The 26,549-nt window shown below is 42.2% G+C and carries 24 protein-coding genes; 14 read left to right on the plus strand and 10 right to left on the minus strand.

All coding sequences use genetic code 11. From position 1 onward, the window contains the following. Positions 1-62 precede the first annotated feature (62 nt). Positions 63-794, plus strand: coding sequence for a phosphate signaling complex protein PhoU (gene phoU / locus M0221_RS11190; protein WP_011514533.1), 732 nt, complete (start codon positions 63-65; stop codon positions 792-794). Between the two features lie 116 nt (positions 795-910). On the opposite strand, the gene M0221_RS11195 is transcribed toward phoU, so the two are convergent. From M0221_RS11195 to fadB, 4 genes are all read right to left on the minus strand, one after another. After that, the gene (locus M0221_RS11195) at positions 911-1,540 is read right to left on the minus strand and encodes an HD domain-containing protein (protein ID WP_483283849.1); all 630 of its coding nucleotides are present in this window, start codon (positions 1,538-1,540) and stop codon (positions 911-913) included. A gap of 215 nt (positions 1,541-1,755) precedes the next feature. Beyond that, positions 1,756-2,331 (minus strand): isochorismatase family protein, encoded by a 576-nt coding sequence (locus M0221_RS11200; RefSeq protein WP_011514535.1) that lies wholly within the window; start codon positions 2,329-2,331, stop codon positions 1,756-1,758. A gap of 264 nt (positions 2,332-2,595) precedes the next feature. After that, positions 2,596-3,768: an acetyl-CoA C-acyltransferase FadA gene (gene fadA / locus M0221_RS11205; protein WP_439293079.1), complete on the minus strand. Its 1,173-nt coding sequence runs from the start codon at positions 3,766-3,768 to the stop codon at positions 2,596-2,598. Positions 3,769-3,998: 230 nt separating this feature from the next. After that, on the minus strand, positions 3,999-6,158 hold the full coding sequence (gene fadB, locus M0221_RS11210; RefSeq protein WP_483283850.1) for a fatty acid oxidation complex subunit alpha FadB: 2,160 nt from the start codon (positions 6,156-6,158) through the stop codon (positions 3,999-4,001). A 716-nt stretch (positions 6,159-6,874) separates the two neighbouring features. Here fadB and M0221_RS11215 point away from each other — a divergent pair. The 4 genes from M0221_RS11215 to M0221_RS11230 all read left to right on the plus strand — a co-directional run bounded on the left by M0221_RS11215 (position 6,875) and on the right by M0221_RS11230 (position 9,930). Continuing rightward, complete coding sequence (locus M0221_RS11215) at positions 6,875-7,882, plus strand: polyprenyl synthetase family protein (RefSeq protein ID WP_041753261.1); 1,008 nt, start codon at positions 6,875-6,877, stop codon at positions 7,880-7,882. A 72-nt stretch (positions 7,883-7,954) separates the two neighbouring features. Next, positions 7,955-8,773 (plus strand): DUF72 domain-containing protein, encoded by an 819-nt coding sequence (locus M0221_RS11220; protein ID WP_483283851.1) that lies wholly within the window; start codon positions 7,955-7,957, stop codon positions 8,771-8,773. Between the two features lie 80 nt (positions 8,774-8,853). Continuing rightward, positions 8,854-9,228 carry a hypothetical protein gene (locus M0221_RS11225; RefSeq protein WP_483283852.1) on the plus strand — a complete coding sequence of 125 codons (375 nt, stop codon included), beginning with the start codon at positions 8,854-8,856 and terminating at the stop codon, positions 9,226-9,228. A gap of 111 nt (positions 9,229-9,339) precedes the next feature. Next, positions 9,340-9,930: a hypothetical protein gene (locus tag M0221_RS11230; protein WP_483283853.1), complete on the plus strand. Its 591-nt coding sequence runs from the start codon at positions 9,340-9,342 to the stop codon at positions 9,928-9,930. A gap of 108 nt (positions 9,931-10,038) precedes the next feature. On the opposite strand, the gene M0221_RS11235 is transcribed toward M0221_RS11230, so the two are convergent. Continuing rightward, positions 10,039-10,668 (minus strand): superoxide dismutase, encoded by a 630-nt coding sequence (locus tag M0221_RS11235; protein ID WP_133104851.1) that lies wholly within the window; start codon positions 10,666-10,668, stop codon positions 10,039-10,041. 457 nt (positions 10,669-11,125) lie between these two features. On the opposite strand from M0221_RS11235, the gene rdgB reads away from it, so the two are divergent. The 5 genes from rdgB (at position 11,126) to M0221_RS11260 (ending at position 17,523) form a co-directional block, all read left to right on the plus strand. Continuing rightward, positions 11,126-11,788 (plus strand): RdgB/HAM1 family non-canonical purine NTP pyrophosphatase, encoded by a 663-nt coding sequence (rdgB, locus tag M0221_RS11240; protein WP_483283854.1) that lies wholly within the window; start codon positions 11,126-11,128, stop codon positions 11,786-11,788. A 445-nt stretch (positions 11,789-12,233) separates the two neighbouring features. Continuing rightward, the gene (gene tig, locus M0221_RS11245) at positions 12,234-13,577 is read left to right on the plus strand and encodes a trigger factor (RefSeq protein WP_011514543.1); all 1,344 of its coding nucleotides are present in this window, start codon (positions 12,234-12,236) and stop codon (positions 13,575-13,577) included. Between the two features lie 455 nt (positions 13,578-14,032). Then, positions 14,033-14,680, plus strand: coding sequence for an ATP-dependent Clp endopeptidase proteolytic subunit ClpP (clpP, locus tag M0221_RS11250; RefSeq protein ID WP_187289150.1), 648 nt, complete (start codon positions 14,033-14,035; stop codon positions 14,678-14,680). 133 nt (positions 14,681-14,813) lie between these two features. Then, positions 14,814-16,088 carry an ATP-dependent protease ATP-binding subunit ClpX gene (gene clpX / locus M0221_RS11255; RefSeq protein WP_020444354.1) on the plus strand — a complete coding sequence of 425 codons (1,275 nt, stop codon included), beginning with the start codon at positions 14,814-14,816 and terminating at the stop codon, positions 16,086-16,088. 451 nt (positions 16,089-16,539) lie between these two features. After that, positions 16,540-17,523: a c-type cytochrome gene (locus M0221_RS11260; RefSeq protein ID WP_020444355.1), complete on the plus strand. Its 984-nt coding sequence runs from the start codon at positions 16,540-16,542 to the stop codon at positions 17,521-17,523. Positions 17,524-17,651: 128 nt separating this feature from the next. On the opposite strand, the gene M0221_RS11265 is transcribed toward M0221_RS11260, so the two are convergent. The 3 genes from M0221_RS11265 to argS all read right to left on the minus strand — a co-directional run bounded on the left by M0221_RS11265 (position 17,652) and on the right by argS (position 21,580). After that, complete coding sequence (locus M0221_RS11265; RefSeq protein ID WP_263241387.1) at positions 17,652-18,746, minus strand: PTS sugar transporter subunit IIC; 1,095 nt, start codon at positions 18,744-18,746, stop codon at positions 17,652-17,654. Positions 18,747-18,892: 146 nt separating this feature from the next. After that, a complete protein-coding gene (locus tag M0221_RS11270) occupies positions 18,893-19,684 on the minus strand; it encodes an SPOR domain-containing protein (RefSeq protein ID WP_483283855.1) in 792 nt (263 codons plus the stop codon). A 66-nt stretch (positions 19,685-19,750) separates the two neighbouring features. Beyond that, positions 19,751-21,580: an arginine--tRNA ligase gene (gene argS, locus M0221_RS11275; protein WP_011514549.1), complete on the minus strand. Its 1,830-nt coding sequence runs from the start codon at positions 21,578-21,580 to the stop codon at positions 19,751-19,753. Between the two features lie 415 nt (positions 21,581-21,995). Between argS and M0221_RS11280 the strand changes: the two genes are divergently transcribed. Beyond that, positions 21,996-22,214, plus strand: a complete 219-nt coding sequence (locus M0221_RS11280; RefSeq protein WP_020444359.1) for a DUF2788 domain-containing protein — start codon at positions 21,996-21,998, stop codon at positions 22,212-22,214. Positions 22,215-22,243: 29 nt separating this feature from the next. Here M0221_RS11280 and cmoB read toward each other — a convergent pair whose 3' ends face one another. Both cmoB and cmoA read right to left on the minus strand, forming a co-directional pair. Continuing rightward, complete coding sequence (cmoB, locus tag M0221_RS11285; RefSeq protein WP_483283856.1) at positions 22,244-23,329, minus strand: tRNA 5-methoxyuridine(34)/uridine 5-oxyacetic acid(34) synthase CmoB; 1,086 nt, start codon at positions 23,327-23,329, stop codon at positions 22,244-22,246. 50 nt (positions 23,330-23,379) lie between these two features. After that, positions 23,380-24,168 carry a carboxy-S-adenosyl-L-methionine synthase CmoA gene (cmoA, locus tag M0221_RS11290; RefSeq protein ID WP_483283857.1) on the minus strand — a complete coding sequence of 263 codons (789 nt, stop codon included), beginning with the start codon at positions 24,166-24,168 and terminating at the stop codon, positions 23,380-23,382. Positions 24,169-24,400: 232 nt separating this feature from the next. Between cmoA and msrA the strand changes: the two genes are divergently transcribed. The 3 genes from msrA to M0221_RS11305 all read left to right on the plus strand — a co-directional run bounded on the left by msrA (position 24,401) and on the right by M0221_RS11305 (position 26,522). After that, the gene (gene msrA, locus M0221_RS11295) at positions 24,401-24,922 is read left to right on the plus strand and encodes a peptide-methionine (S)-S-oxide reductase MsrA (RefSeq protein WP_201531992.1); all 522 of its coding nucleotides are present in this window, start codon (positions 24,401-24,403) and stop codon (positions 24,920-24,922) included. A gap of 214 nt (positions 24,923-25,136) precedes the next feature. After that, a complete protein-coding gene (gene tmpT / locus M0221_RS11300; RefSeq protein ID WP_483283858.1) occupies positions 25,137-25,796 on the plus strand; it encodes a thiopurine S-methyltransferase in 660 nt (219 codons plus the stop codon). 12 nt (positions 25,797-25,808) lie between these two features. Next, positions 25,809-26,522 carry a DUF1499 domain-containing protein gene (locus tag M0221_RS11305; RefSeq protein ID WP_483283859.1) on the plus strand — a complete coding sequence of 238 codons (714 nt, stop codon included), beginning with the start codon at positions 25,809-25,811 and terminating at the stop codon, positions 26,520-26,522. Positions 26,523-26,549: the final 27 nt, after the last annotated feature.

The following is a 26,549-nucleotide window of genomic DNA, read 5'->3' on the forward strand; positions in this document are numbered from 1 at the left end:
TTTTTTAGTATCTATTTTATGCTTGTACCCCTATTTAAATCTATAAGAGTAAGGAAGCCGCCATGCTAATAACGCAAAAACATTTATCAAAGGGTTTTGATAATGACTTACATGATGTGATTGAGCTGTTTATGCAAATGGGTTACATGGCAGCAGAGCAAGTCATGGTTGCAACCCGCGCTTTGATAGCTGCAGATGAAGCGACCGCGAAAAAAGTGATTGCAGACGACCAGCTGATTAATCAGCTAGATATTAAAATCGATGAGCAAATTATTTTGTTAGTCACCAAGCGCCAACCTGCAGCAAATGACTTGCGTTTAGTGATGGCGGTTAGCAAAGGTATTGTTGACTTTGAACGGGTGGGTGATGAAGCCGAAAAAATCGCTCGTATGGCCTGCAAATTAATTAAAGACGGCGCTTCTCCAAGAGGATATTCAGAGGTTCAGCATTTATCCAATAAGGTGCACGTGATGCTACTTGATGCGATTGACGCCTTCTCGCATATGAATCCTCAGCAGGCATTTTCGGTATTGCAAAGTGATGTGGCGGTTAATGAAGAGTATCAATCTGCCACTCGAGCCTTGCTGACCTATATTATGGAAGACAGCCGCCACGTGTCCAGAGTGATGAATATACTTTGGGTATTGCGCGCCCTAGAACGTGTGGGCGATCATGCTAAAAACATTGCTGAGCTGGTTATTTTTTGCACCAGCGGCAAAGATGTGCGGCATACAAATTTTATGCAAGTGGAAAAAATCGTCCAGCAAACCACGGATGCTGGTAGTAATAAATAACATTTTAAATAGCATTTTAAATAGCATTTTCTTTATCGCACACGATGGTCCGTTTAAAACATAGTCCGTTCAAAATAAAAAATACACGCTTTTAGTAATGCGATACTGCTATAAATTTAACCATCAATCAACCAGCCCTGCGCGGTGGCAAATTCAATCTGCCGTGCCTGCCACTCATAAATACTCGGAAAGCTGTCTTTAATAAAGGCATGCGCGCCAGCTACTTGCGAGCGCGTAACACTAGACTCAAGCCACGTTTTTCCGTTGGTATTTAAATTAAGCAAAAACGGCAACAAGCGATCAACCACTTTCAGCAGCTGGGTTTCTTTGCTACTGCCAGTTTCCTGCTCTTCCCAAATCTCATTTAAATCTTTAATGCCATTACCACGTTCAGCTTGTAAGCGCGCAATGCCAGCGCGTTCTTCAAGATGCGCATCAGTGCGTGTATCAGCGTATAAAAAAGTATCACCGGCATCAATCTCGCCTAAGTCATGTACTAGCGCCAGCTTTAGTAACTTTTCATGATTGACATCAAGTTCAAACAATTCAGCGATTGACCAACATGCCATAGCGAGATGCCAAGAATGTTCGGCAGAGTTTTCTAGACGAGTCGTACCCGTCACGTAACTGCGGCGATTTACCCGTTTAAGAGCATCAAGCTCTAACAGATAATGAGTGACATGATCTATATCAATGTTTGAGGCAAGCGTTGGGTTAGTGAATGACATGGAATTAGCTGATGACATAAATATTCTCTTAATTTTTCTACTAATGTATAGCGCTTCATTCTACCTTTACGCATAAGCAATTATTATACATTTTATAAACACTATAAAAGAAGACGCTAACCTATCGTTAATTAGCGTTAATTAGCGTTAATTAGCGTTAATTAGCGTTACCATAAAAATAAAATAGCGCTTATGTTAGTAAGCGCTATTTTATTTTAAATCGAGTAAAAAGACTATTTAATCAAGTTACTAATGGTTTTAAAAGCAGGGTCTTTGCTACTGCGGCAAAGCTCAAACAGAATGGTTTCAACCGTGGTAATCACCCCGCCAGCACGGCGAATACGGCGAATTGCTTGCTTTTTATCATACGGAAAACGCGAACCGACGGCATCACCAATAATAACCGGCTGCATACCGTTATCTAGCAAATCAAGCGCGGTTTGTAGCACGCAGACATGTGCTTCTACGCCGAATAATAAAATGATGCTTCGATTCTGCTGCGCAAGATGATTCCATGAATCGTCATTGTCGCAGGCACTAAAGGTGACTTTTTCAAAACCTTTGGCATTATCGCCTTCTAATAACTCACAAATTTCAGGCAATGTCTCGCCTAAGCCCTTTTTATATTGCTCATTAAGCATAATGGGAACGTCAAGCGCTTGCAGACCTTTAATCAAAGTCGTTATTTTTTTGAGAATATTTTCATGATCATAGATATGCGGAGTCAGACGTTCTTGGACGTCGATTATCATCGCTTGGGTATTTTCACGGTCAATACGGTAGGTACGATCAGTAATCATGGTGGACATAGTACACTCCTTGTACGGCTGAAGCTGACGGCTCTAAACTGATTTAGAATGAATATCAGACTTAAAATTATAATGATTAATTACTCTCTTATTTAGTCACAGTTTAGCGAATGCGTCAATGGAGATAAGTGATAGTAACAACTTATGACCTTTTTATTCTAAGTAAACCACTATGATTCATAAATACAAAAACCCCCAGTTATGATAACTAGGGGTTCATATTAGAGCGCTTAACTATTTTAAAATTATTGCAATACTATAGGCTTAAACACGCTCAATGATAGTCGCAATACCTTGACCAAGACCGATACACATCGTCGCTAGACCGATTTCAGTATCTGATTGCTCCATCGCGTTTAGCAAGGTAACCGTGATACGAGCACCAGAACACCCTAGTGGATGACCCAGCGCAATCGCGCCACCGTTGATGTTGACGATGTCTTGCTTGTCCGTCAAGTTCAAGGCTTTTAGTACTGATAAGCCTTGCGCTGCGAATGCTTCGTTTAGCTCAATGGTTTGCATATCATCGATGCTCATGCCAGCACGCTTAAGTGCTTTTTGCGTAGCAGGTACAGGACCATAACCCATGATAGCGGCATCACAACCAGCCACAGCCATGCTGCGAATACGAGCACGCGGCTTAAGACCTAGCTCTTTGGCTTTTTGGGCGCTCATCACTAGCATTGCAGATGCACCGTCAGATAATGCAGATGACGTTGCAGCAGTCACCGTACCACCTTTAGGATCAAAGGCTGGACGTAGATTTTGCATTTGCTCCATCGTAGCATCAGGGCGAATCACTTCATCGACGGTACATAGTTGCAAGCGACCAGCAGCATCATGACCTTCGATACCGATGATTTCATTGTCAAAACGACCTTCAGTGGTCGCAGCCCATGCACGGCGATGAGACTCAAGACCAAAGGCATCTTGCTCTTCACGGGTGATGTTGTTCATACGACCCAGCATTTCAGCGGTCAAGCCCATCATGTTTGAAGCTTTTGCATAATGCTTTGATGCTTCAGGGTTAAGATCAACACCATGCATCATGCCGACGTGACCCATGTGCTCTACACCACCGATGATGAACACATCACCTTGGTTGGTCATGATTTGGGCAGCAGCAGTGTGTAGCGCCTGCATAGAAGAACCACATAGACGGTTAACGGTTTGACCGCCAGCAGTCTTTGGAATACCAGCCAGCAGACCGATGTTACGACCGATGTTTAGACCTTGCTCTAGCGTTTGGTTGACACAACCCCAGATGATGTCTTCAACGTCGCGTGGATCGAAATCGTTACGTTCAACCAATGCACGTACCAATTCAGCAGACATGCTATCAGCGCGAACGTGACGGAACATACCGTTTTTGGTTTTACCCATCGCTGAGCGTACGCCATCTACGATGACCACGTCTTTTGGACTTAAAATTGTCATACTATCTTCCTTTTCAATTTTTATTGTCAGTGTAGTCAGTCCACTTTAGTGCTATTACCTCGTCAATCTCGCTTAAAGTACAATACGTACATTTGCACTCGATTTCCTCGTACTAGCATTAAATGAAACTCACTATAATCGTACGTTCACTATTGGAGACGATTCATGTCTCAATTGCTCTTAGCCTAAATAGCAAACGTACGGCACTTCATCCTAGTAGTGACTGCCTATTACGCTGTGGCGTAAAAGGTCTCGCCTGCGGCTGCCATGTCGCGAATCTTTTGCGGCGCTTCATAGGCTTTGCCAAGATGGGCGTATTTTTCACACAATGCCAAGTAGTTATCTAGACCCATTTGGTCGACATAACGGCAAGGACCACCGCGGAATGGCGGGAAACCAACGCCCATAATCATCGCCATATCAGCTTCAGATGGCGTGCTAACGATATTGTCTTCTAGGCAGCGGACAGTCTCATTACAGAAAGCCAGCATGGTGCGGTCGATAATCGCTTGATCGTCAAAGGTTTGCTTGTCGCTATCTGTCGTGGTTTTGAGTAGCTCATAAGTGGCTTCGTCAGCAACTTTCTTTGGCTTGCCGCGTTTGTCCATTTCGTACTTATAGAAACCAACACCGTTTTTCTGACCTAAGCGTTTGTTTTCATATAAAAGCTCAATCGCACCTTTATAATCAGGCTTCATACGGTCAGGGAAGCCTTCTGCCATGACTTCTGCGCCATGTACACCCGTATCTAGACCAACGACGTCGATTAGGTAAGCAGGACCCATCGGCCAGCCGAATTTTTCCATGACTTTATCAACATGGACGAAATCAGCGCCTTGCTTAAGCAGCAAATCAAAGGCACCAAAGTATGGGAACAATACGCGGTTCACAAGGAAGCCTGGGCAGTCATTCACGACGACAGGCACTTTGCCCATTTTTGTGGCCAAAGCAACGGTCGTTGAAATCGCTTCTTCAGATGACTTCTCACCGCGAATAACTTCTACTAGCGGCATACGGTTTACTGGGTTAAAGAAGTGCATACCGACGAAGTTCTCTGGACGCTCAAGGGCTTCAGCCAAGAAAGTAATAGAAATCGTTGAGGTGTTTGACGCTAGGATACAATCGTCTTTTACTAGACCTTCTACTTCTTTTAGTACCGCACGCTTCACATTTGGATTTTCTACGACCGCTTCAATAACGATGTCAGTCTCAGCAAAGTCACCATAATTAAGCGTTGGACGGATACGGCTTAAGGTTTCACCCATTTTTGCTGGGGTCATTTTGCCGCGATCGACCATTTTACCAAGTAATTTGCTGGCTTCACCCATACCAAGGTCTAATTGCTCAGACTTGATGTCTTTCATGATGATTGGCAAGCCTTTGCTGGCTGCTTGATAAGCGATACCGCCGCCCATGATACCAGCGCCCAATACAGCGGCTTCGTTGATGTCATGTGCTTTTTTGCTGTGCTGTTTGGCTAACTTTTTAACCAATTGGTCGCTTAAGAACAAACCAACCAAGCTTTCTGCTTGTGGGGTTTTCGCCGCTTTTGCAAAACCTGCCGCTTCTACTTCAATCGCTTTGTCACGTGGTAAGTTAACGTGTTTTTCGATAGCAGCGATAGCTAATGCTGGCGCAGGATATTGCTTAGGATTGGCTTTGGCAAAGATCATACCTTTTGCGCTGTTAAATGCCATCGCTTGTTCAAGCTGATTTAGCTTAACAGGAACGAGCTTTTCTTCTCGTTTCGCTTGCCAATCAAGCTCACCTGAGATACATTTTTTGACCAAATCAATGGCAGCATCTTGCAAGTCATCAGCAGCAACAGTCGCATCAACCAAGCCTAGTTTTAGTGCATCGAGTGCTTTCTTTGGTGTGCCAGTCGCAATAAGTTCAAGCGCATTATCAATACCAATGACACGCGTACTACGAACCGTACCACCAAAGCCTGGGAAGATACCCAATTGAGTTTCTGGTAAACCGATGATAGCTTTGTCGCTCATGACGCGGTATTCGCAAACTAAGGTCATCTCACAACCACCGCCAAGCGCTGCGCCATTGATAGCAGCTACTTTCGGGAAAGGCAAATCTTCAAAGCGATTAAAGGCGTCATTGATATTAATAACCCAATCTTTGATTTCTTCTTCTGATTGCTTAAAAGAAGCCACAAACTCTGTGATGTCCGCCCCAGCGATAAAGACGCCTTTGCTTGACGTGACGATTAAGCCTTTAATGTCATCTGCTTTTTCTAACGCATTAACAACTTCAGCAAACTGCTTATTGGTCTCAGTGTCAAACTTGTTCACGCTCTCATTTTCGGCGTTGTATTGCATGTTGGCGATGCCATCCTCTAGCATTGTCACCGTAATGCGATTTCCTTGGTATACCATTTGGAACTCCTTGCTATATAACGAAAGCTACGTTTTAAAATTAAAATAAATAGCCAGTTATTGTTAGAAAAATGGGTAATAGCACCGTTAACCTGCCCTTTCATCCTAATCAACAATAATGACGTCATTGTGATAATGGTGAGCCAAATTAAACGGTGAAGATATCTTTATTATCTAGCGCTTATGCTTGTACCTTTATAGCTATGTACTTATATTATATTACTACTATTATAGCTATTGACTGAGATTTGATTTTATAGTCGTTTTTCGATTGATAAATAGTGTAAAACCTCAGTTATCAATCGCTAGACCAATTTCACGCCAATTAGTGTAGGGGATTATGCCCCCGACTGTCACAAGCTAATACCATACTCGCAAGTCACTCTTAAATCCACAGCAGCCCTTTACCTGACTAGCAATCTGCCTTAAGTGATTGTTTGTATACTGGAATCAGACCGTGGTGATTAACCTTTAAATGCAGCCTCTTATCAAAACATATTTAACCACTAAGTTAAATCGCCAATGCGTAACGAGGGCTTGTTGCATTATTTCATGCCGCTTTTCATATTAAGCTTTCTGTTTTTGATCTCAAACCTTCTATTTTTAATATACAACTTTAAAAAATACATTAGGGATTATGTATGTGGCATAAGGAATATAATCTATCATGTTACACTAACGATATTTTTATTATTCACCTGATAGAAGGTTGGGTTATGTCTGTTTCTTCTACGTCGAGCGTTGTTCCTATTAGCTTTATCCCTTTTAATAGCACAGAGCAGTTTCACCATGAGGTGCGCGCGCAATTAGCCAAAGATATCGAAGTGTTATTTGATTACGCTGAGCTGCCAAGCCCGCTGCTTGACGCTTGCCGCTATGTAATGACAGGTACAGGGAAATTGGTACGTCCACTACTGGTTGCCAGCGCTTTTTCCAGCACTTATAGCCATAATGACACAATCGCCGATAAAGACAATGCCTTGGCATCTTTGTTAGAAAACGACTCAGATTATGATATGTGCCGCCGTGCAGCGTTGGCGGTGGAGCTGCTGCATACTTATTCGCTGGTGCATGATGACTTGCCATGTATGGACGATGACGAGCTGCGCCGTGGTCAACCAACCGCTCATATCGTCTTTGAAGAATCGACCGCCCTGCTCGCAGGTGACGTATTACAGACGCTAGCCTTTGAAGTATTGACGGCGGATCTGCCAACCTTTGCGCCTTTTGATTCAGCTATCGCAAGTCAGTTATTTGCTATCTTTGCCCCGCGTGCACGGCGCATGGTATCGGGTCAAATGCTTGACCTTAATGCCGAAGCCACTACTGGTATTTCACAAAACGATTTAGAAGCTATCCACCGTGATAAAACTGGTGCGCTGATTGAAGCGGCTATGCTGATGGGCGGTATCTGTGCTGGCGCGACGGCTCCGCAGCGCATGGCTCTACAAGAGTGTGCGCAGCATATAGGTCTAGCCTTTCAGGTACAAGACGATATTTTAGACGTCACCACCAGTACCGATACGCTTGGCAAACCTGCTGGCAGTGATGAAAAGTTAGACAAATCTACCTATGTAAAATTGATGGGTGTCAATAATGCGACAAGCTATGCGCAATCACTATTTGATGACGGGCGTGCAGCCATTTCTCGTGAACTTGATGACAGCTCAGACACTGATGCGCTGATGGCACTTATCGAATGGCTTTGGGCACGTAAGAAATAGCTAAATAAGGAATAAGCTTAGAAACAACAAGCCCAATCTTTTAATCATTGAAAACAGCAAAGGGTGATCAACATGGATAGTGCCCCTACTCCGCGTATTTACCTCGGTACTGGCGGTTATAGCGATACCGATTTGCTCGGTACGCTTTATCCAACGGGTACCAAAAAAACGGACTTCTTACGTGAATACGCCAAGCAATATGGCGCAGTTGAGATTAATAGTACTTTTTATGCACCCATTGGACAAAAAGCCTTTGCTGGTATGGTCGATAAAGCCTATGTGCAAGCAGACAGTGAATTGAAGTTCGCCGTCAAGCTGCATCAAGACTTTACTCATGCGCGTAAAGGCACTAGTGATCACGCGCAAGCTTTCCTTACTGCCCTCAAACCACTTATTGAAGCCAATGCGCTCGCGCCATTACTACTGCAATTCCCACATGGTTTTGATCGTACTCGCGAGCATCGTCTATATCTCGCAAACCTTGTCAGTTGGTTTAAGGACTACCCACTCGCTATTGAGTTTCGTCATAACGGCTGGCACACCCCTCAAGTAGTCAATAGTTTTGTCAAACAAGGCTTAATTTGGTGTAGCGTTGACTACCCCAAAGTTAGCGGTTTACCGCCATCACGGCTGATATTCACTCAGCGTACGGGCTACCTGCGTATGCATGGCAATAATCTAAACTGGTGGGATGCGATGAGTGCGGCTGACCGTCATGATTATCGTTATAGCGAGGCGGAAATGCAGGATTGGGCGCAAGCAATTGCCAATCAGCGTCAGCATTTTGATACGTTATATGTTTTCTTCCAAAATACGGTCAACGCGCACGCTTATTATAATATTGCGATGTTAAGGGAAGCGTTGGGTAAGTTTGGGTTTGAAGTGTTGTAGCTATCATCATCTTCACTATTAACTACGAAAAATAGACTTAGTGTTAATTTAATTTAGATTAGACGAGTAGGGTTTATAAAATGGACGATATTGCAATAAATAATTTAGCTATGGATATTATTTCATCTATAACTAGAGATTTAAACGAAAGCTTGTATTCTAATATTAGCGGAACTCTGTCAGTTAATTGGGTAAGAGATGGTAACTTTAATGCTTCGGCACAGTCAATTTCGGGAGTCAATCAGCCTCCTGTTCATCGTATAAATATGCACTTTGAATTAGTACGTCAATTATTTCGCGATATTGAAGAGTATTGTGATTATGTCGAAAGTGAGTGTGATAAAGCTATTTTTGATGAACTCTTTAAGGACGACCCTGAATATAAAGAAATATTACCTTCAAATTTCGCAAAAGCAGACTATAGAAAAAATATTTTCATAAGTTCATTAACTTAGGTTTTTTTCCATGAATTAGCACATCTTAATCAGGAACATGGACATATTCGCAGTCAAGTACTTGAAAGTGATAATTACCTAATACATGAATGCAATATTAATAACTCAAAAATGCTGGAGGGAGAAGCTGCTGCTATAAGTCATACAACAGAGATGGCTGCGGATTTTGAAGCTGTCTGTACTTGTATAACAGAACTAATAAGACATTTTAAAGGAAATGATTTAGAGGATTCCGTAGGAACATTCGTCTGTGCTCTCTCTTGTGCTATTTATAAAATTCATGGTACTGAATCATTATCTATTAACCCAAAACCTGAAGGTACTCACCCACCTCCTGTTGTAAGATTGGAACATATTCTACCTCAAATATGGGAAATATTTAGTTTGCCAAGTCTCCAATCTAAAATAGGAATTAACATTAGTCGTTCTGAATTAGTTCACTTATGTGACCAAATTGCTACCACTGTTGGTCTATTTTGGTCGAGAAAACACTTAATAGTGCCGGAAAAATGGGGAGAATTTCTTCACGCTGGGACTATTAATAAAACTGGAGGCAAAGAATACATGCGAATTATTATTAATACATGGGACGAAATTGAACCAGAAATAAGTAGAAACAAGCGCTTTAATAATACTTTTTCTTTGCTGACATTTACTGAACAATATAGGAATCTAGTGTTTGAAACAGTAGATAAGCAATAGTTTTAGTAGAGTTTCAACCCACAAAAAAAGGACACCCAACGGCATCCTTTTTTCTACTTATAAAGTCGAGACAATCTAGTTATTGAAAAGGCACTTAAAAAAAGCGACTTACTCTTCAACACCAGCATCTTGACCTTTATATTTTGCGTTTGCGTAGTCCCAGTTCACTAGCTTGTCTAGGAACGTGTCGACATAATCAGGACGACGGTTACGATAATCGATGTAGTACGCATGTTCCCATACATCACAAGTCAATACCGCGATTTGGTCATGTGCAAGTGGTGTATCAGCGTTAGCTGTTTTGGCGATAGACAATTTGCCACCGACTTTATCAGCGACTAGCCACGCCCAACCTGAACCAAATTGAGTCAATGCTGCATTTTTGAACTCTTCACGGAACTTGTCATAGCTACCGAAGTCTTCTTCGATTTTAGCTTTTAGATCGCCAGTAGGTTCGCCGCCGCCGTTAGTTGGCGTCATGCAGTTCCAATAGAACGTGTGGTTCCATACTTGGGCTGCTTGGTTAAACATACCTTGCTTGCTGTCATCTTTAGCGGTTGCTACGATGATTTCTGACAACGTTTTGTCTTCTAGACCAGAACCTGGTAGCAACTCGTTAAGCTTAGTCACGTATGCATTGTGATGCTTATCATGATGGAACTCTAAAGTTTCAGCACTGATGTGCGGCTCTAAAGCATCTTTTGCATATGGTAGGTCTGGTAAAGTAATCTTTGACATAGTTATTTTATCCTTGCTGTTTTAGCTGTTATTTTATGGAAACTGAATTTTACGCTATTTTTAACACGCAAAAAACCCTATAAAATAGCTGGCTAAATTGGCTGAGTTTATTGTTTAAAATGAATTTTATCGATTAATACATTGTATTGCTGAACACAGTATCACGTATTATTATGAATCCAAAATTAACTATTATTTTTTTCTTGCTCTTGGCTCAAAAGCCAAACACTTGACTTTGTCAGCCTTTATTAACCAAATATTCACAAGCTATAAGATATAATTCACTGTAGCTTGGCAGCTATTATAGCAATAGTGGCGACAAATATCAGTTACCAAATGTTATGCAAAGCGCAATCAGTATTGCTTGCGAACAGCAAACAAAAAAATTATAAAAATAGTACCTTAATATAAATCACTATTTTTTGTTTAGATCTAACGACACGATGGAATATTCTCTATGAGTGCTATCAATACACTACACACATCGCGACCCTTGACCCAATCTACATCTCACAAGCAATGGGTACTTGCCAGCAATAATAAAGGCAAGCTTGCTGAGTTCACAAGACTATTTGCGGAAGCAGATTTGGATGTGACGATTGTCCCTCAAGGTCAGCTCAATATCGACGATGCAATTGAAGATGGCTTGAGTTTCATCGAAAATGCCATTATAAAAGCCCGTCATGCCAGCCGTATTAGTGGATTGCCTGCGATTGCCGACGATTCTGGACTTTGTGTGCCAGTATTGGGTAATGCACCCGGTATTTATTCTGCGCGCTATGCCGGCGAGCATGGTAACGATAGTAAGAATAATGAAAAGCTTATCGCTGACTTGCAGCCTATTCGCGCAGCGCAGCCTGATACTGCTATTAAGGGCATGTTCGTTTGCGTACTAGCGATGGTGCGTCATGCTGATGACTCGCTACCGATTATCGCGCAAGGTTTATGGCACGGTGAGATTTTAGAGTTGCCACATGGTGATGGTGGCTTTGGTTATGATCCATTGTTCTGGTTACCAGAGCTGCAGGCGACGGCGGCAAGCCTCAGCGCTGCGGATAAAAATAGCATCAGCCATCGCGGTCAGGCGATCAAGCAGTTACTGGTGCAATTGCCCTTATAAGACGCTTATCTCTTGTAGTTATCCAATTTGATGCCATTTAATCCTCAACCAGTCAATCAGGCGCAGACATACAAGACGTACTTTAAATAAGATCACTGATATAGTAAATTGATACCACGTAAACGACAAAACAGATAATTTTTACTTTAATAAACAGATAGATTATACTGTTCTACTTTTAAAATTTTGTTGAAAGCCGTTAATTGTCTGTATTATTCGCCAAAAAGCGTTATTATGCGACCTATTGACGGTTTATTATTGATATTTGATAGTATCGACTAAGATTAAATATGTCGTTTTTCAGAGCCAGCAGCGATTGCTAAAGGCATTGATTTGAGAATGACTTGCTATCACTATCCCCTATTTATTCCAACGGCAACCAGTCGTAAACGCCCGTATTTTGAGGCATGGTTGTCTATTATTTAATCCTAAAGGTGTAATGATCATGGCTACAGATTTACAAGTCACAACCAACAAGCTATCTAACAAAGAAACTCAGTTAACGGTTAAAGTACCCGTTGAAAAGATTCAAAACAAAGTTGAAGGCCGTATTCGCCAAGTAGCGAAAACTGCCAAGATTGACGGTTTCCGTAAAGGTAACGTGCCTATGTCACATATCCGTTCACAATACGGCGCTGGCATTCAACAAGAAGTGATCAACGACGTTATTCGTGATACCGTTTTTGAAGCGATCAAATCTGAAGACATCCGCGCCGTTGGCATGCCGAATATCGACGACGTAAAACTTGAAGACGATTTCTTGGTTTATCAAGCCACTGTTGAAATCTTCCCAGAAGTTGATGTACAAGGTATCAATGAGATCGAAGTTGAGCGTCATACAGCCAAAGTTGATGAAGCTGATGTTGACACCATGATTGAAAACCTACAAAAACAACGTGAAGAATTCGTTGAGAAAAAAGGTAAAGCGGACAAAGGCAATCAAGTCACTTTTGACTTTGAAGGCTCTATCGATGGCGAGAAGTTCGAAGGCGGATCTGCTGAAGACTTCAAATTGGTTATCGGTAGCAATCAGATGATTCCTGGCTTTGAAGCAGGCATCAAAGGCATGAAAGCTGGCGAAGAAAAAACCATCGACGTGACTTTCCCAGAAGATTATCAAGCTGAAAACTTAGCGGGTAAAGAAGCTCAGTTCAAAATCAATGTAAAATTGGTTGAAAAATCTAAGCTACCAGAAATTGACGATGCGTTCCTTGAGCTATTCGGTGTTAAAGAAGGCGGCGTTGAGAAGTTAAAAGACGACGTTCGCAAAAACATGGAACGCGAAATCAAAAATGCTGCTCGTAGCCAAGTCAAGCAAGCAACGTTTGATGCTTTGTTAGAAAAGAACGAGTTTGACGTACCTAATGCTATGCTAGAGCAAGAAATCGAGCGTCAACGCAACATGATGATGCAACGTTTTTCTCAGCAGTTCGGTGCAAACGCGGATAGCTTCGATAAAGATATGCTACCAAATGAGTTATTTGAAGAGCAAGCACTACGTGCGGCACGTCTTGGCATCATCGTTGCTCGCGTTATCGATACCAAAGGCTTAGAAGTTGACCAAGCTCGCGTTGAGACGTTCATCAAAGAAGCGGCTGAAAACTACGAAGATCCAAGTGAGGTAATCGAGTACTACACCACTGATAAGCAACAGCGCGCGAACATTGAGTCTGTTGTATTAGAAGACCAAGTGGTTGATTATCTAATCGAGCAAGGTAAAGTAACTGACAAAGAAGTTAGCTACCAAGACCTATTAGCTGCTCAGCAACAACAGCAGCAAGCAATGTAATCTAGCTAAATCTTTGCCATTAACTGGTACTGACTGCTAAGATTGCTCTAAAAATGCCCTGACAAATTTGTTAGGGCATTTTTATTGGTGGCTTATATGCTATCTTTATGGATAGATTATAGACAGCACCCTTGATAAGTACGCACAAACGCCCTATTAATAGGAAGTCATTTATCATTTGTCACATTAAAAAGTTACTATTACTCTGATAAAAAAGTTACCATTGGCTCAATTATTTTAAGCTAATAGCCTTTATTACCGCTATTTATCAACTATTGATGCGATACCCGTCTCATTTAGCGTAATAGGTTTTATTATAAACCGACAATGTTTACAATGATAAACACCAATAAAAATTTAACGATTTTCTACTTTTTATCTTCTATCTTTATAAACAGGATATTTTTATGACAGATTATGATCGCATCACTGCCAACCCGCATTTTGATATGCTGATGAGCGCACACACTACTGCCCAGAGCGCACAGTATAATCAAAGCGCAACCCAAGCAGCATTAGTTCCTATGGTAGTTGAGCAATCAGCTCGCGGCGAACGCTCGTTTGATATTTTCTCGCGTCTACTACGTGAGCGCGTTATCTTTTTGACCGGTCAAGTTGAAGACCATATGGCCAATCTTATTGTGGCGCAGCTGCTATTTTTGGAAGCCGAAAACCCTGATAAAGACATTCATTTATATATCAACTCACCAGGCGGCTCGGTCAGTGCTGGTTTGGCCATTTTTGATACGATGAACTTTATCAAACCTGAAGTATCAACTATCTGTATGGGCGGTGCGTATAGCATGGGCTCATTCTTGCTAGCTGCTGGTGAAAAAGGCAAACGCTATGCCTTAGCCAATGCTCGCGTCATGATTCATCAACCTTCAGGCGGCGCACAAGGTCAAGCAACAGATATCGAAATCAATGCACGTGAAATCCTAAAAACTCGTGCGCGCTTAAACGAGATTTTGGCTGAGCGTACGGGTCAGCCAGTAGACAAAATTGAAAAAGACGTCGAGCGTGATTATTGGTTAGATGCTAAAGAAGCCAAAGAATATGGTCTGATCGATGAAGTATTAGAACGTCGTCCTGCTTCTTTATAATAGCCAGTCTATGAGCAGCTGTATCGATGTAGCTAGTAGCGCTGCTTATGCTTAAGTGCTCTATATTAGACACTTAAACGTTGATACACACATCAGAATATTTATAAGTATAAAATTTTAGGAGTGCCTGTATATGGCAGAAGATAACACCCCGCAGTGCTCGTTTTGCGGCAAAGAAAAAAGTGAAGTGAAGCAGCTGATTGCCGCTGACGATGCCAATATCTGTAATGAATGTATTGAGCTATGTACAGACCTTATCGCCGACAGTGACGAACATGGTGATGACGATAGCGATATTGATACCTCTTGGGTCAATAAAAAACTACCAACACCAAAAGAATTGCGCGCCAAGCTTGATGAATACGTCATCGGTCAGGATGCTGCTAAGAAAGCCTTGGCTGTTGCCGTTTATAACCATTATAAGCGTCTAAAAGTTAGCCAAACTTTAGCCAATGATAGCAAAAAAGCTAAAATTGGTGCTGATGATGCAATGGTAGAATTGGCAAAGAGTAATATTTTGCTGATTGGTCCAACAGGTTCTGGTAAGACTTTACTTGCGCAAACGCTCGCACGTCTACTTGATGTTCCTTTTGCGATGGCGGATGCCACGACTTTGACCGAAGCCGGTTATGTCGGTGAAGACGTTGAAAACATCGTACAAAAGCTATTACAAGCATCAGATTATGATGTTAGTAAAGCGGAGCAAGGCATCATCTATATTGATGAGATTGATAAAATCAGCAAAAAAGGTGATAACCCTTCTATCACGCGTGATGTATCGGGTGAAGGCGTACAGCAAGCATTGCTAAAACTTATCGAAGGTACGGTCGCGGCTATTCCACCACACGGTGGTCGTAAGCATCCGCAGCAAGAGTTGATCCAAGTAGATACCAGCAATATTTTGATTATCGTTGGCGGTGCGTTTGCCGGTCTTGATAAAGTCATTCAGCAGCGTACTGAAAAGACAGGCATTGGCTTCAATGCTGATGTCAGCTCAAAAGATGATAGTCGTCGTAGCTCAGAACTACTGCAACAAGTAGAGCCTGAAGATTTGATCAAGTTTGGACTTATTCCGGAGCTTATCGGTCGTCTTCCAGTACTTGCTGCGCTTACAGAGCTAGATGAAGATGCATTGGTTCAGATTTTGACGGAACCTAAGAACGCCTTGGTTAAGCAGTATAAGTATCTGTTTGATATGGAAGGCGCTGACATTACGTTTACCAAAGAAGCGCTTGATGCGATTGCTAAAAAAGCGATGGCACGCAAAACCGGTGCTCGTGGACTGCGCTCTATCGTTGAAAATGCTCTGTTAGAAACGATGTATGAGCTGCCTTCTATGAAGGATGCTAAGACCGTACTCGTTGATGAGCAAGTGATTAACGAAGGCAAGACGCCTGAAATTGCTTAACTGTTAACTTGCTACATCACTCGTTTGAATTAGCGAGCAGTTAGCTAAAATTTAAAAAAAGCGCTCAAACATGATCTATGTTTGAGCGCTTTTTTATGCTACATACCAGGACTTCAGTTTAAAAGAAGCAACGAAACACTAATGTTATGGCTTCTGTTTTCAATTTTAAAACACTTTACGTATTTGTATTTGATACACTAATGTTACTAGCAACCTACTGCTTCATTCTTTGTTATATTTCAAGCGCTAGAGTTAGGCTGCTGAGCAACTAAGATTGCCTCAAAGACTCGATATTACGTGTTATTTTTATGCTGTTCTAAAGATTATCCTTGTTTTTGCTGCTCTTAGCCTTTTACTGACACAAAATATCGAGTTGGTTCTACCATTATGGCATCTAAACTAGCATATAAATTTAAATTTCTATATTACTTTTTAAAATAAGGATATTCCTATGAAAACGCTCCCATATCCTAAGCGCTCCGTTTTGATAGCCACTGTGTTTGCCATTAGTGCTGTCGGTATTACTGGTTGTAGCGATCACACTGAAACCAAAGCCGTTGACCGTGTCGAAGAAGCGGCAGCATTGGCACGAGTAAAAGATCTCGAAGCACGCGCTGAAGCGATCAAAAGTAACATGCCAGCTGCCAATGACATAACTGCGACCGCAGGTGGCACTGATACGGCAAGTGGCAAGCCTACTATTAAGATGCCAGATGAATCTACGATTCCAGATGATGAGTTTGGTGCCGCTGTGCGTCGCGGCTTACAAATTGCCAATCACACTTATAAAGAGATGCCAAATAACGTTGGTAATCAGCTGAACTGTACCAGCTGTCACCTTGGCAATGGTTCAGAGGCTTATGCTGCGCCTTGGAACAATATGCCCAGTGTCTATCCTATCTATCGTACGCGCGCAGGGCGTGTCAATACGATACAAGAACGTATTAACGGCTGTTTTGAGCGTTCGATGAACGGTAAGGCACTTGATCTTGGTTCAGATGATATGAACGCGATGGTGGCTTACATGAGCTGGTTGTCACAAGACATGCCATTTGGCGTATCGCCTGAAGGTCGCGGTTTTGTCAAAGTGGATAAAAACCTCGAGCCAAACACTGATAATGGCAAAAAGCTATTTGCAGAGAAGTGTAGCGTTTGTCATGGTGCCACTGGTGAAGGTCAGTATAACGACGATGGCACCTACGTTTATCCTGCTGTCGCTGGTGAAAAGTCCTTCAATGATGGTGCTGGTATGGCACGTACCTATACGGCTGCGGCATTTATCAAAGGCAAAATGCCCTTTGGTCAAGGCAATACGTTAACTGACCAAGAAGCCGTCGATATTGCTGCTTACTTTACTCACTTGCCACGTCCGGTAAAAGCCAATAAAGACAAAGATTGGCCAAAAGGCGACGCCCCTAAAGATGTACGTCGCTAATTTAAAAATGTTATAAATGCTAGAAGAATGAAAAGCCCAGCTACTTTAGATAACTGGGCTTTTTGATTTTCCTGAGTTCTTCCTTAAATCTTACTTTTTAAGGAATGCTTTTTATTTTTTAATGAATGTTAAGGCAGTTTCATATCACCATCGACCAACCAACCAAATCGACGCATCATATAAGCCACAACGCCAGCAATCACAGCAGGCAATATAAACATCAATAAAATAATCGCCGTCCATAATTGACCAGTACTCATAATATCTTTTGACGCTTCAATCACGCCAAATACGCCAACCAGTCCTGCAGTTCCCATACCTGCGCCTGTAGCCGTACATGCTAGCTCAAAGCCGACGGTCGCTATCGGACCAACGATAGCACTTGCTATAACAGCCGGTAATAAAATAATGGGTTTTCTGAGCACATTAGGGATTTGTAGCATACTAGTGCCTAAACCCTGAGACACAACCCCACTTATGCCGTTGTCCTTAAAACTGGCGACGGCAAAGCCAATCATATGTGCCGCGCAGCCTACCACTGCCGCCCCACCTGCAACTCCGCCAAGTCCAATAGCAATACAAATCGCCGCACTCGATGTCGGCATCGTTAGCAATATGCCAACGACGACAGCAATCACGATTCCCATTAATAACGGTTGTAATGTGGTTGCCGCTTGAATCCCTTGACCAATGGCATTGACCGCAGCAACAACAGGAGGATTGAGCAGCGCACATACCGCTAATGCCACCGCGCAGACCAGTAAAGGTACCAGTAGAATATCGAGCTTGGTCTTGCCTGCAACCCATGTACCAGCGCGATAGGCAAAAACTGACGCCAAATATGCACCGATTGGATTACCCGGTAGCGCAGCAAAGGTTGCCGGACCTGCTTCTTGAGCAATAAATAGATTACCTGCCATTAATGCTTCAGAGTGAGCGCCCAACATACCAGCGACCAAGCAGCTAAGCATTACCAAAGTTGGCGCTTTTAGATAATAAGCAATGCCGACACCGATGCCCGCGCCCATTAACACAGATGCCAATTTTCCGACGGCAATCAGTGTTGGAAGATTTAGCCAGCCACCGATTTGCGAGATGATAAGACCCGCTATTAAGGTGACAAAAAGCCCCAAAGCCATACCAGTAAATGCATCAATAAAGTATTTTTGAAAAAATGCTTTAAAAGGACTTTGCGTGGTTACTGCTGAATTAGATACCGTCATAGCGATACTCTCGGTTAGTGTGGCAATAAAAAATTTCAATATAGTGGGTTAAGCTTAGAAAAAATACGCCGCTATTAGCAAAAAAAAACGTATAAAAAAAGCGCCACTGTGACGCTTTTTTTCTAAACAATCAAATCAATCTAAAACTAACGACGTTGTTCAACGATAATAGAATCAATTCCGTTATTTTGCAGGCGCTGCTGAGCAGTAGCAACGGCTTGACGACTATTCATCGGGCGTGAAATCACCTGATAGATAGGCAAGCCATTACCAGTCGTGTTTTTGACGACTTTCGCATCGACACCTGCCATCAGTACTTGCGCACGGCGACGGTCGGCTTCATCAGCATCACCAAAACTGTTAATTTGTAGGATATACGTAGCAGCAGGCTTAGCAGCTTGAATACTTGCATTGCCAGCATTGGGTTTGTTTGCATTAGTACCCGGATTGCTTGTCGCTTGCGTACCATCGTAGGTCGCATCTTCTTCAATAATAACGATATCATCATTACCAGTAGCTGCGCCAGCATTTGGCGCACTGGTTGTACCTTCAGAAATATTACCCGTATCATCATTAGCACTAGGCACATTACTGTCAGTTTGATTGACAATCACATCCGGTTCAAAATCTATGATTTCACCCAGCTGGTCATTGTCGGTCTTGTCAAATTCTTCATCAGGGACGGTTGCCATTTCTTGATTGGGTAAAATATCATAGAATTCATAATCACCATTGTCAGCATCAGGATCCACTCGTTGCTGTATTTGCTTATTAGGATCTCCAGCCGTATCAGCGGGACTAAAATTAAACCATGGTGACAGATATAAGAATACCCCAATCATCAGTGTCAACACTGCGCCAACGAACATCCATAATAAGCCTGACGCACTACTTGTTTTGCGCTTTTCAGTGGCACCTCTTGGTTTTTTGGCTAACATGGATCGCATTCTCCCTACTGAATCTATCTGTCATTATTGAATTATTACTATCAGTTGCTAGCTTTATTACATGCTAGACGGTGCAGACAGCCCTAATAGACCAAGCCCGTTACTGATAACTTGGCGTACTGCTTTAGATAAACGTAAACGAGCTTGCATCATCGCCATTTCATCGGCGCTTGGTGTCTCACCTGAAGTCAGGCTCACAGGCAAAATACGATTGCTATCGTACCAACCATGGAATAACGCTGCCAACTCTTTAAGGTAATTAGTCAAGATGTGCGGCTCATAACCTGTCGCTGAGCGCATCAAGGTAGCAGGATAAGCGGCAAGCAGCTTAATCAACTCCTCTTCACTTGGTGCAACAAGTAATTCTTGCTGCGCCGCACCTATCGCATCATCCACACTTAAACCACTGGTTTCTAGTTTTTCTAACACACGGCAAACGCGGGCATGTGCATATTGAATGTAATAAACCAAGTTGTCTTTACTTTGCGATTTGGCAAGCTCTAGGTCAAAATCAACATGTACTTCAGGCTTACGCGCGACGTAATAAAAACGCGCTGCATCGTTGCCAACTTCGTGACGTAGCTCACGTAAGGTCACAAATTTGCCAGAGCGTGATGACATTTGTACTTTTTCATCACCGCGCCATAATGCGACAAACTGCACTAATACCACATCTAAACGGTCGGCATCGATACCAAGCGCCAATAAAGCCGCTTTTACGCGCGGTACATAGCCATGGTGGTCTGCACCCCAAACGTTCACGACTTTGTCAAAACCGCGATCGAATTTATTTTTATGATAGGCGATATCAGAGGCAAAGTAGGTGCTTTGCCCATTAGCGCGGCGTACGACACGGTCTTTTTCATCGCCAAAATCCGTCGATTTAAACCAGATATTGCCGTCTTTTTCGTAGAGATAGCCTTTGTCTTCTAAAATCTGTAAGACTGGCTCAATCTCGCTATCAATTGATCTTTCGCTAAACCAGCATTCATAACTCACACCGAAGTCATTTAGATCGTCTTTGATATCAGCCAAAATACTGCTTAATGCTGCATTTAGAAACAGCTCATAACCATTACCAAGTAAAGCTTTACTATTGGCAATTAGACCATCGATATGGGCTTCTTTATCACCTGATAGCAGTACTTTTTCGCCATCGGCATTTATTTCGAACTGCGCATCTTCTGGCACGTTCTCGGCAATATCTGCGAAACGATGTACGTAAGTATCAGCATGCTGCGTCTTTAATGTCTGAGCAATATCACTGACATAGTCGCCTTGATAGCCGTTGACGGGGAAGGTGACAGTCTCACCATTGGTTTCTAGATAGCGCAAATAAGTACTGGTCGCTAAGATATCCATCTGGCGACCGGCATCATTGACATAGTACTCACGCGTGACATCATAGCCAATCGCCTCAAGCAAGTTTGATACGCTCATACCAAATGCAGCGCCGCGACCGTGACCAACGTGTAAGCTAGAAGTTGGGTTAGCAGAGACAAATTCGACCTGTATTTTTTGTCCGTCAAACTGCTTGCTTAAGCCAAAGCCATTTTGCAAATTGAAGATATCATCTAACACTGCAAACTTGGCTTCAGTATTCAAAAACACATTGATAAACCCTGGACCCGCGATTTCTATTTGGCGGATATCTTGATTCTCAGGCAATGCATTAACGATTTTTTCAGCCACTTGACGCGGATTGGCTTTGGCAGCTTTGGCAGCAGTCAGGGCAATATTGCTGGCAAAATCACCATGGCTGGTATCCTTAGTACGCGTAATTTGGCTATTATTTTGCCAATCAGCTGGTAATTCGCCGTCATTTTTTAGGACTGCAATCGCACTGTCAAACAGTGAGGTAAGCGTATCGATTTGGGCTTGTGACATAGGACTATAAACTCGGATAAATAAACAATAAAAGTGGTGGTATATCAAATATGATAAAAAGATAAGTAACCTGCAAATATAACAACCTTTACCTACTATTGCACTATTTGGACCAAAAATAGCGATAAAATGCTATTTACAGCAAGGTGCTAGGGTTTATTTGACGTTTAAGGGTTATTATAATTGGCAGATGGCTCATAGGTCAGAGTTATTGTAGCGTTCCTGTTTCCCAAGGTTGATGAAACATTCATACCTAGCCTATTCCACGTTATAATAACGCCATTTATTGGCTACTTTCTCTAGATATCGTGACGCTTAAATATTTATTCAACTATTTGTAAATATTTCATTAATAAGCAATAAAATAACGAACAGAGAACGTGGTACTTTATGACTTTATATATAGGATAAAATTATGTTTGCCATTGCTGCCAGTACCGTTACCAGTTGGGGGCTTTACATCTTATTGCCCATTTTTATTGCCTTTTTATTCTTTATCATTTGGGACTTATCAAAACAGTCTGGTGCTGGTCGCGCTGGTACATTCTGGATGTTTTTGGCACTTGGTGCTGGTTTTATCGGTTTTATCTTAAAAATATTGTTAGAAATGGCATTTACACGGTGGTTTATCTAAAAAGCATTGAAGATTTACTGCTTTGCCAATTATTTTTTGGCAATTAGAGTAGCACGCATCGGCGCAGGATAGCCTTCAAGAGTTTTGCTAGAATCATTAGGATCTAAAAAATCTGCTAACGAATGATAGGTCATCCATTCCGTTTTACGCTGTTCTTCCGTCGAGGTGACTGCCACATCGACGCAGCGCACCTCACTAAAACCAGCTTTCTCTAACCAGCCTATTAATGCGGCAACCGAAGGTAAAAAGTACACATTATTCATTTGAGCATAGCGGTCATGCGGTACCAGTACCGTATTGGCATCGCCTTCTATTACCAAAGTTTCAAGTACCAGCTCACCGCCTTTGACCAACTGCCCTTTAAGCTGTTGCAAGTGCTCAAACGGCGATTGGCGATGATAGAGCACACCCATGCTAAACACGGTATCAAACAGCTGGCTATTATCCGGTAGTGCTTCAAGCGGCACTGGAATATAATGAGTTCGATAACGCTCTGTACCATGAGTATGAGCATCGGCGCTATCTACAAAATGCCGAATCGCCATAAACTGATGGTAAAACAAGCACGACGGATCAATAATGATGACCGTATCGGCGCCTGCTCCTGCCATACGCCAACCATGATAACCAGAACCACCACCAACATCTAAGACGCGGCGACCTTTTAAAGGACTCAAATGCGGTGCGACTCGTTGCCATTTCCAATCACTGTGCCATTCGGTATCAATCAATATTGGCGCATTGGTATCGCTGTCATCTTGAGTATCAACAGTTTGACGACTACTGATCTGACCACCAATTTGAAAAGGCCCTTTGCGCCACGGCATGAGCTGCTTTAATAATGCCATTGTTTGTTTGCGCTGAGACTCACTAAGATTTGCCTCAATCGTCAAGACATCACTGTTTAGATCGACATGATTGACAGTTATATTTGGTAAACGCGCAACCGATGCTTGATAGGCAGGCGCATGCGCATAATTGGCTTTGTCCTTGATATCATTTAACCATGTTGGCAAGCGCGTAAGCCATTCATAAGCACTTGGCTGTTGTTGCGCTAGTTCTAGCAGGGTTAAATACAGTTCACGTTCGGCGTGGGCAATAGTGTCGTTAAGCATAAAAGCAGGTTACCGTATTGATCAAAAAACAACTGTGTTAAAAATAAGAATTATTTAAACGCCACAATAGAGACAAAGTTTAAAAATTGAAACCACGTGAGATGACGCTGAAAGCCAACATCACTCAATCGTGCGTGATGCTCATCTAAAGTATCCGTAATAAGGACGTTTTCTAGTGCATTTCGTTTGCCGCTGATTTCCATCTCGCTATAGCCATTGGCGCGTTTAAAATCGTAATAACGTTCAACCAACCACGCATCATACTGCTCATCAAAAGCATGAGTCTTTTCGGTCAATACCAATATACCGCCTTCGCTAAGTGCTACATAAATTTTCTCGAGTACCGCCACTCTATCGGCAGCGGGCAAAAACTGTAAGGTTAAATTCAAAATCACCATATCACATGGCTCAAGCTCAATATCGCGAATATCCGCAGTGATGACCTCTATGTCATGCTCAGGATAATTATCATTCAGTAAAGTAGTCGCTTCAGTGGTCATCGCAGGTGAAATATCAATCGCTTTAATTTGCAAATCTTGCGGCTCAAACTCGCCAGCCAAGGTCATACTTGCAGCACCCAGTGAACAACCCAAATCATAAATACGGCTCACACGCTGCCCACTATCACTCTGTTGGCGATATTTACAATGACGACGGGCAAATATAGGTAGCATTGCCAATACCTGACCATAACCTGGAACACTGCGACGAATCATGTCCGGAAAACAAGCCACCACTTGCTCATCAAATGAAAAGCGCGCCGCCTTATCTAGTGGCGTGGTGAATAAGGTGTCATGTTTAACAGTGGTAGGCTGAGATTGGCTCATAATGTGACTCATTCTTTGGTAATTAAACTAAACTTTAACGTGTGTAATCATCTTGACCGACACTATCAATAAGAAGCAGCTGATAATAACGAGCTTCTTAGCGTAGCAAAAGCCCATTATAACATTACTATTTGTTACTTATCGCAGGCAACTGCACTGTTAAGCTAAATGTATATCGCCAAGCAAAATAGATTTGCAAAACATGCTTGGCTCATATTTTATAATGATAAGAATAGGAAAAATTATGCAAACCATTATATTAGGCGGTGGCTGTTTTTGGTGCACCGAATCAGTATTTTTATCCGTAAAAGGCGTACAGTCTGTAATATCAGGTTATATGGGCGGCGATGCGGTATCAGCCAATTATGAAGCAGTCTGCGGTGGGGATACTGGTCACGTTGAAGTGATTAAAGTCGAATTTGACGAATCGATTGTCCCATTAGAAGTGATACTTGATGTCTTCTTTGCGACTCATGATCCCACCACAATGGATCGTCAGGGTAATGATGTAGGTAGCCAATATCGTAGCGTCGTGTTCTACACTGATGAAACGCAAAAACCGACCATCGATCGTACCATTAACAAGCTGCGTGACATGGGTATAAATGTGGTGACCGAAGTACATCCTGCGGTCGAATTTTATCAAGCAGAAGAGACACATCAAGACTTTTTTAATCGCAACCCAGGACAAGCTTATTGCAACTTTGCCATACCACCAAAACTTGCCAAACTGCGTAAAGAATTCAGTCAATATATGGTGAGCTAAATATTATCTTCTGATTACAGAGTTTTCGAATTCAATGCCCAGCTTTTAATCTCGTAAAAGCCAAATGCTTATAATATAAGTATTTGGCTTTTTTAATTTCTGATAATTTTATTGGAGTTAATGACTTTGACAATATTATGCGACAAGTTATGATAATGCATCGACTGTAAAAAATAACTGATAATAGAAATTCTTATAACTGAAGGCTAAAGCAATGAATCCAGAATTTTGGCAGGCTCGCTGGAAGGAAAAACGCATCGGCTTTAATCAGCCTAAGGTGAATCCTTTATTGATTAAATACTTTTCAGATTTAAAGATGGCCACCGGAAGCCGTATATTCATCCCTTTATGTGGCAAATCTATTGATATGATTTGGCTAGCCAATCAAGGTTTTGATATGGTCGGCGTGGAATTGGTTGAGTCAGCCGTACAGGAATTTTTTGCTGAAAATAATATTTCTTACACGATAAAAGTGCATGATAAAAATTCAAATATTAAATGCTATCAAGGGCAGTTATCAGGACAAACAATAGCGTTATGGGTTGCAGATATATTTATGCTACGTACTAATGATGTTGGTCGCGTTGATGCGGTCTACGATCGAGCAGCATTAATTGCGATGCCAGCAGAGTTGCGCCCGCAATATAGCCAGCAAGTCATCGACCTCAGTCAAAACGCTCCTCAGTTATTACTGACACTCAATTACGACCAAAATGAGCGAGCAGGACCGCCCTTTTCAATCAGTCATGAGCAAATCCAGCAGTACCATAGCGCTCACTATCAAATTCAAGAACTCGAGGGCGAATCATCGACTTTGAACGCCGCGCCTGAGATGGCGGTGACAGAGCATGTTTGGTTGTTAAATAAACCATAAGCGAGAAATCTAATGAAATTTTTAGTGAGTTTCGTAAGTCTCATTGCTTTCTTATTAGTCGTATTGACAGGACCTCTTTATAAGTGTGACATCATTGAATTAGGTACGGTGTTTACAGGATTTAAATATGGCATATTGACTGCTGTTACAGCGCTTGTGTTGCTCATATTACAAGTTATATTTAAGCGAAATACACTAACGCTTGCCAATGTGGTAGTCACCATTGCGTTATCGGCCGTTGCTCTCGGATTACCACTTAGTATGCTGAGTAAGAGCAAAAGCGTAGCGCCTATTCATGATATTTCAACTGACTTAATCAACCCACCTGAGTTTGTCGCTATTGCTCCGCTACGCGCTGACGCACCCAATCCAATCGCTTATGCTGGTGAAGCAACTGCCGAGCAACAACGTCAAGGCTATCCGGAACTAAAAACGCTAGTCTATTCACAATCAAAAGCTGAATTGGTGAACGCTGCCGAACAAGTTGCTAAAAATTTAGGTTGGGAGCTTGTCAATATCGATGCTAATAAAGGTATTGTTGAAGCAACAGATACTACAGCGTGGTTTGGTTTTAAAGATGATGTCGTTGTACGTATCAATGATAATGGTAGCGAGCGTCTGGTTGATATCCGTAGTAAATCGCGAGTTGGCGGTAGCGATTTGGGTAAAAACGCAGCACGTATTCATGATTTTATTGAGGAGTTGGATATCATATTAGCGAAATAGCTTTGTAAAACACCTGTAAAATTAATC

It is taken from the genome of Psychrobacter sp. ANT206, from assembly GCF_056880555.1.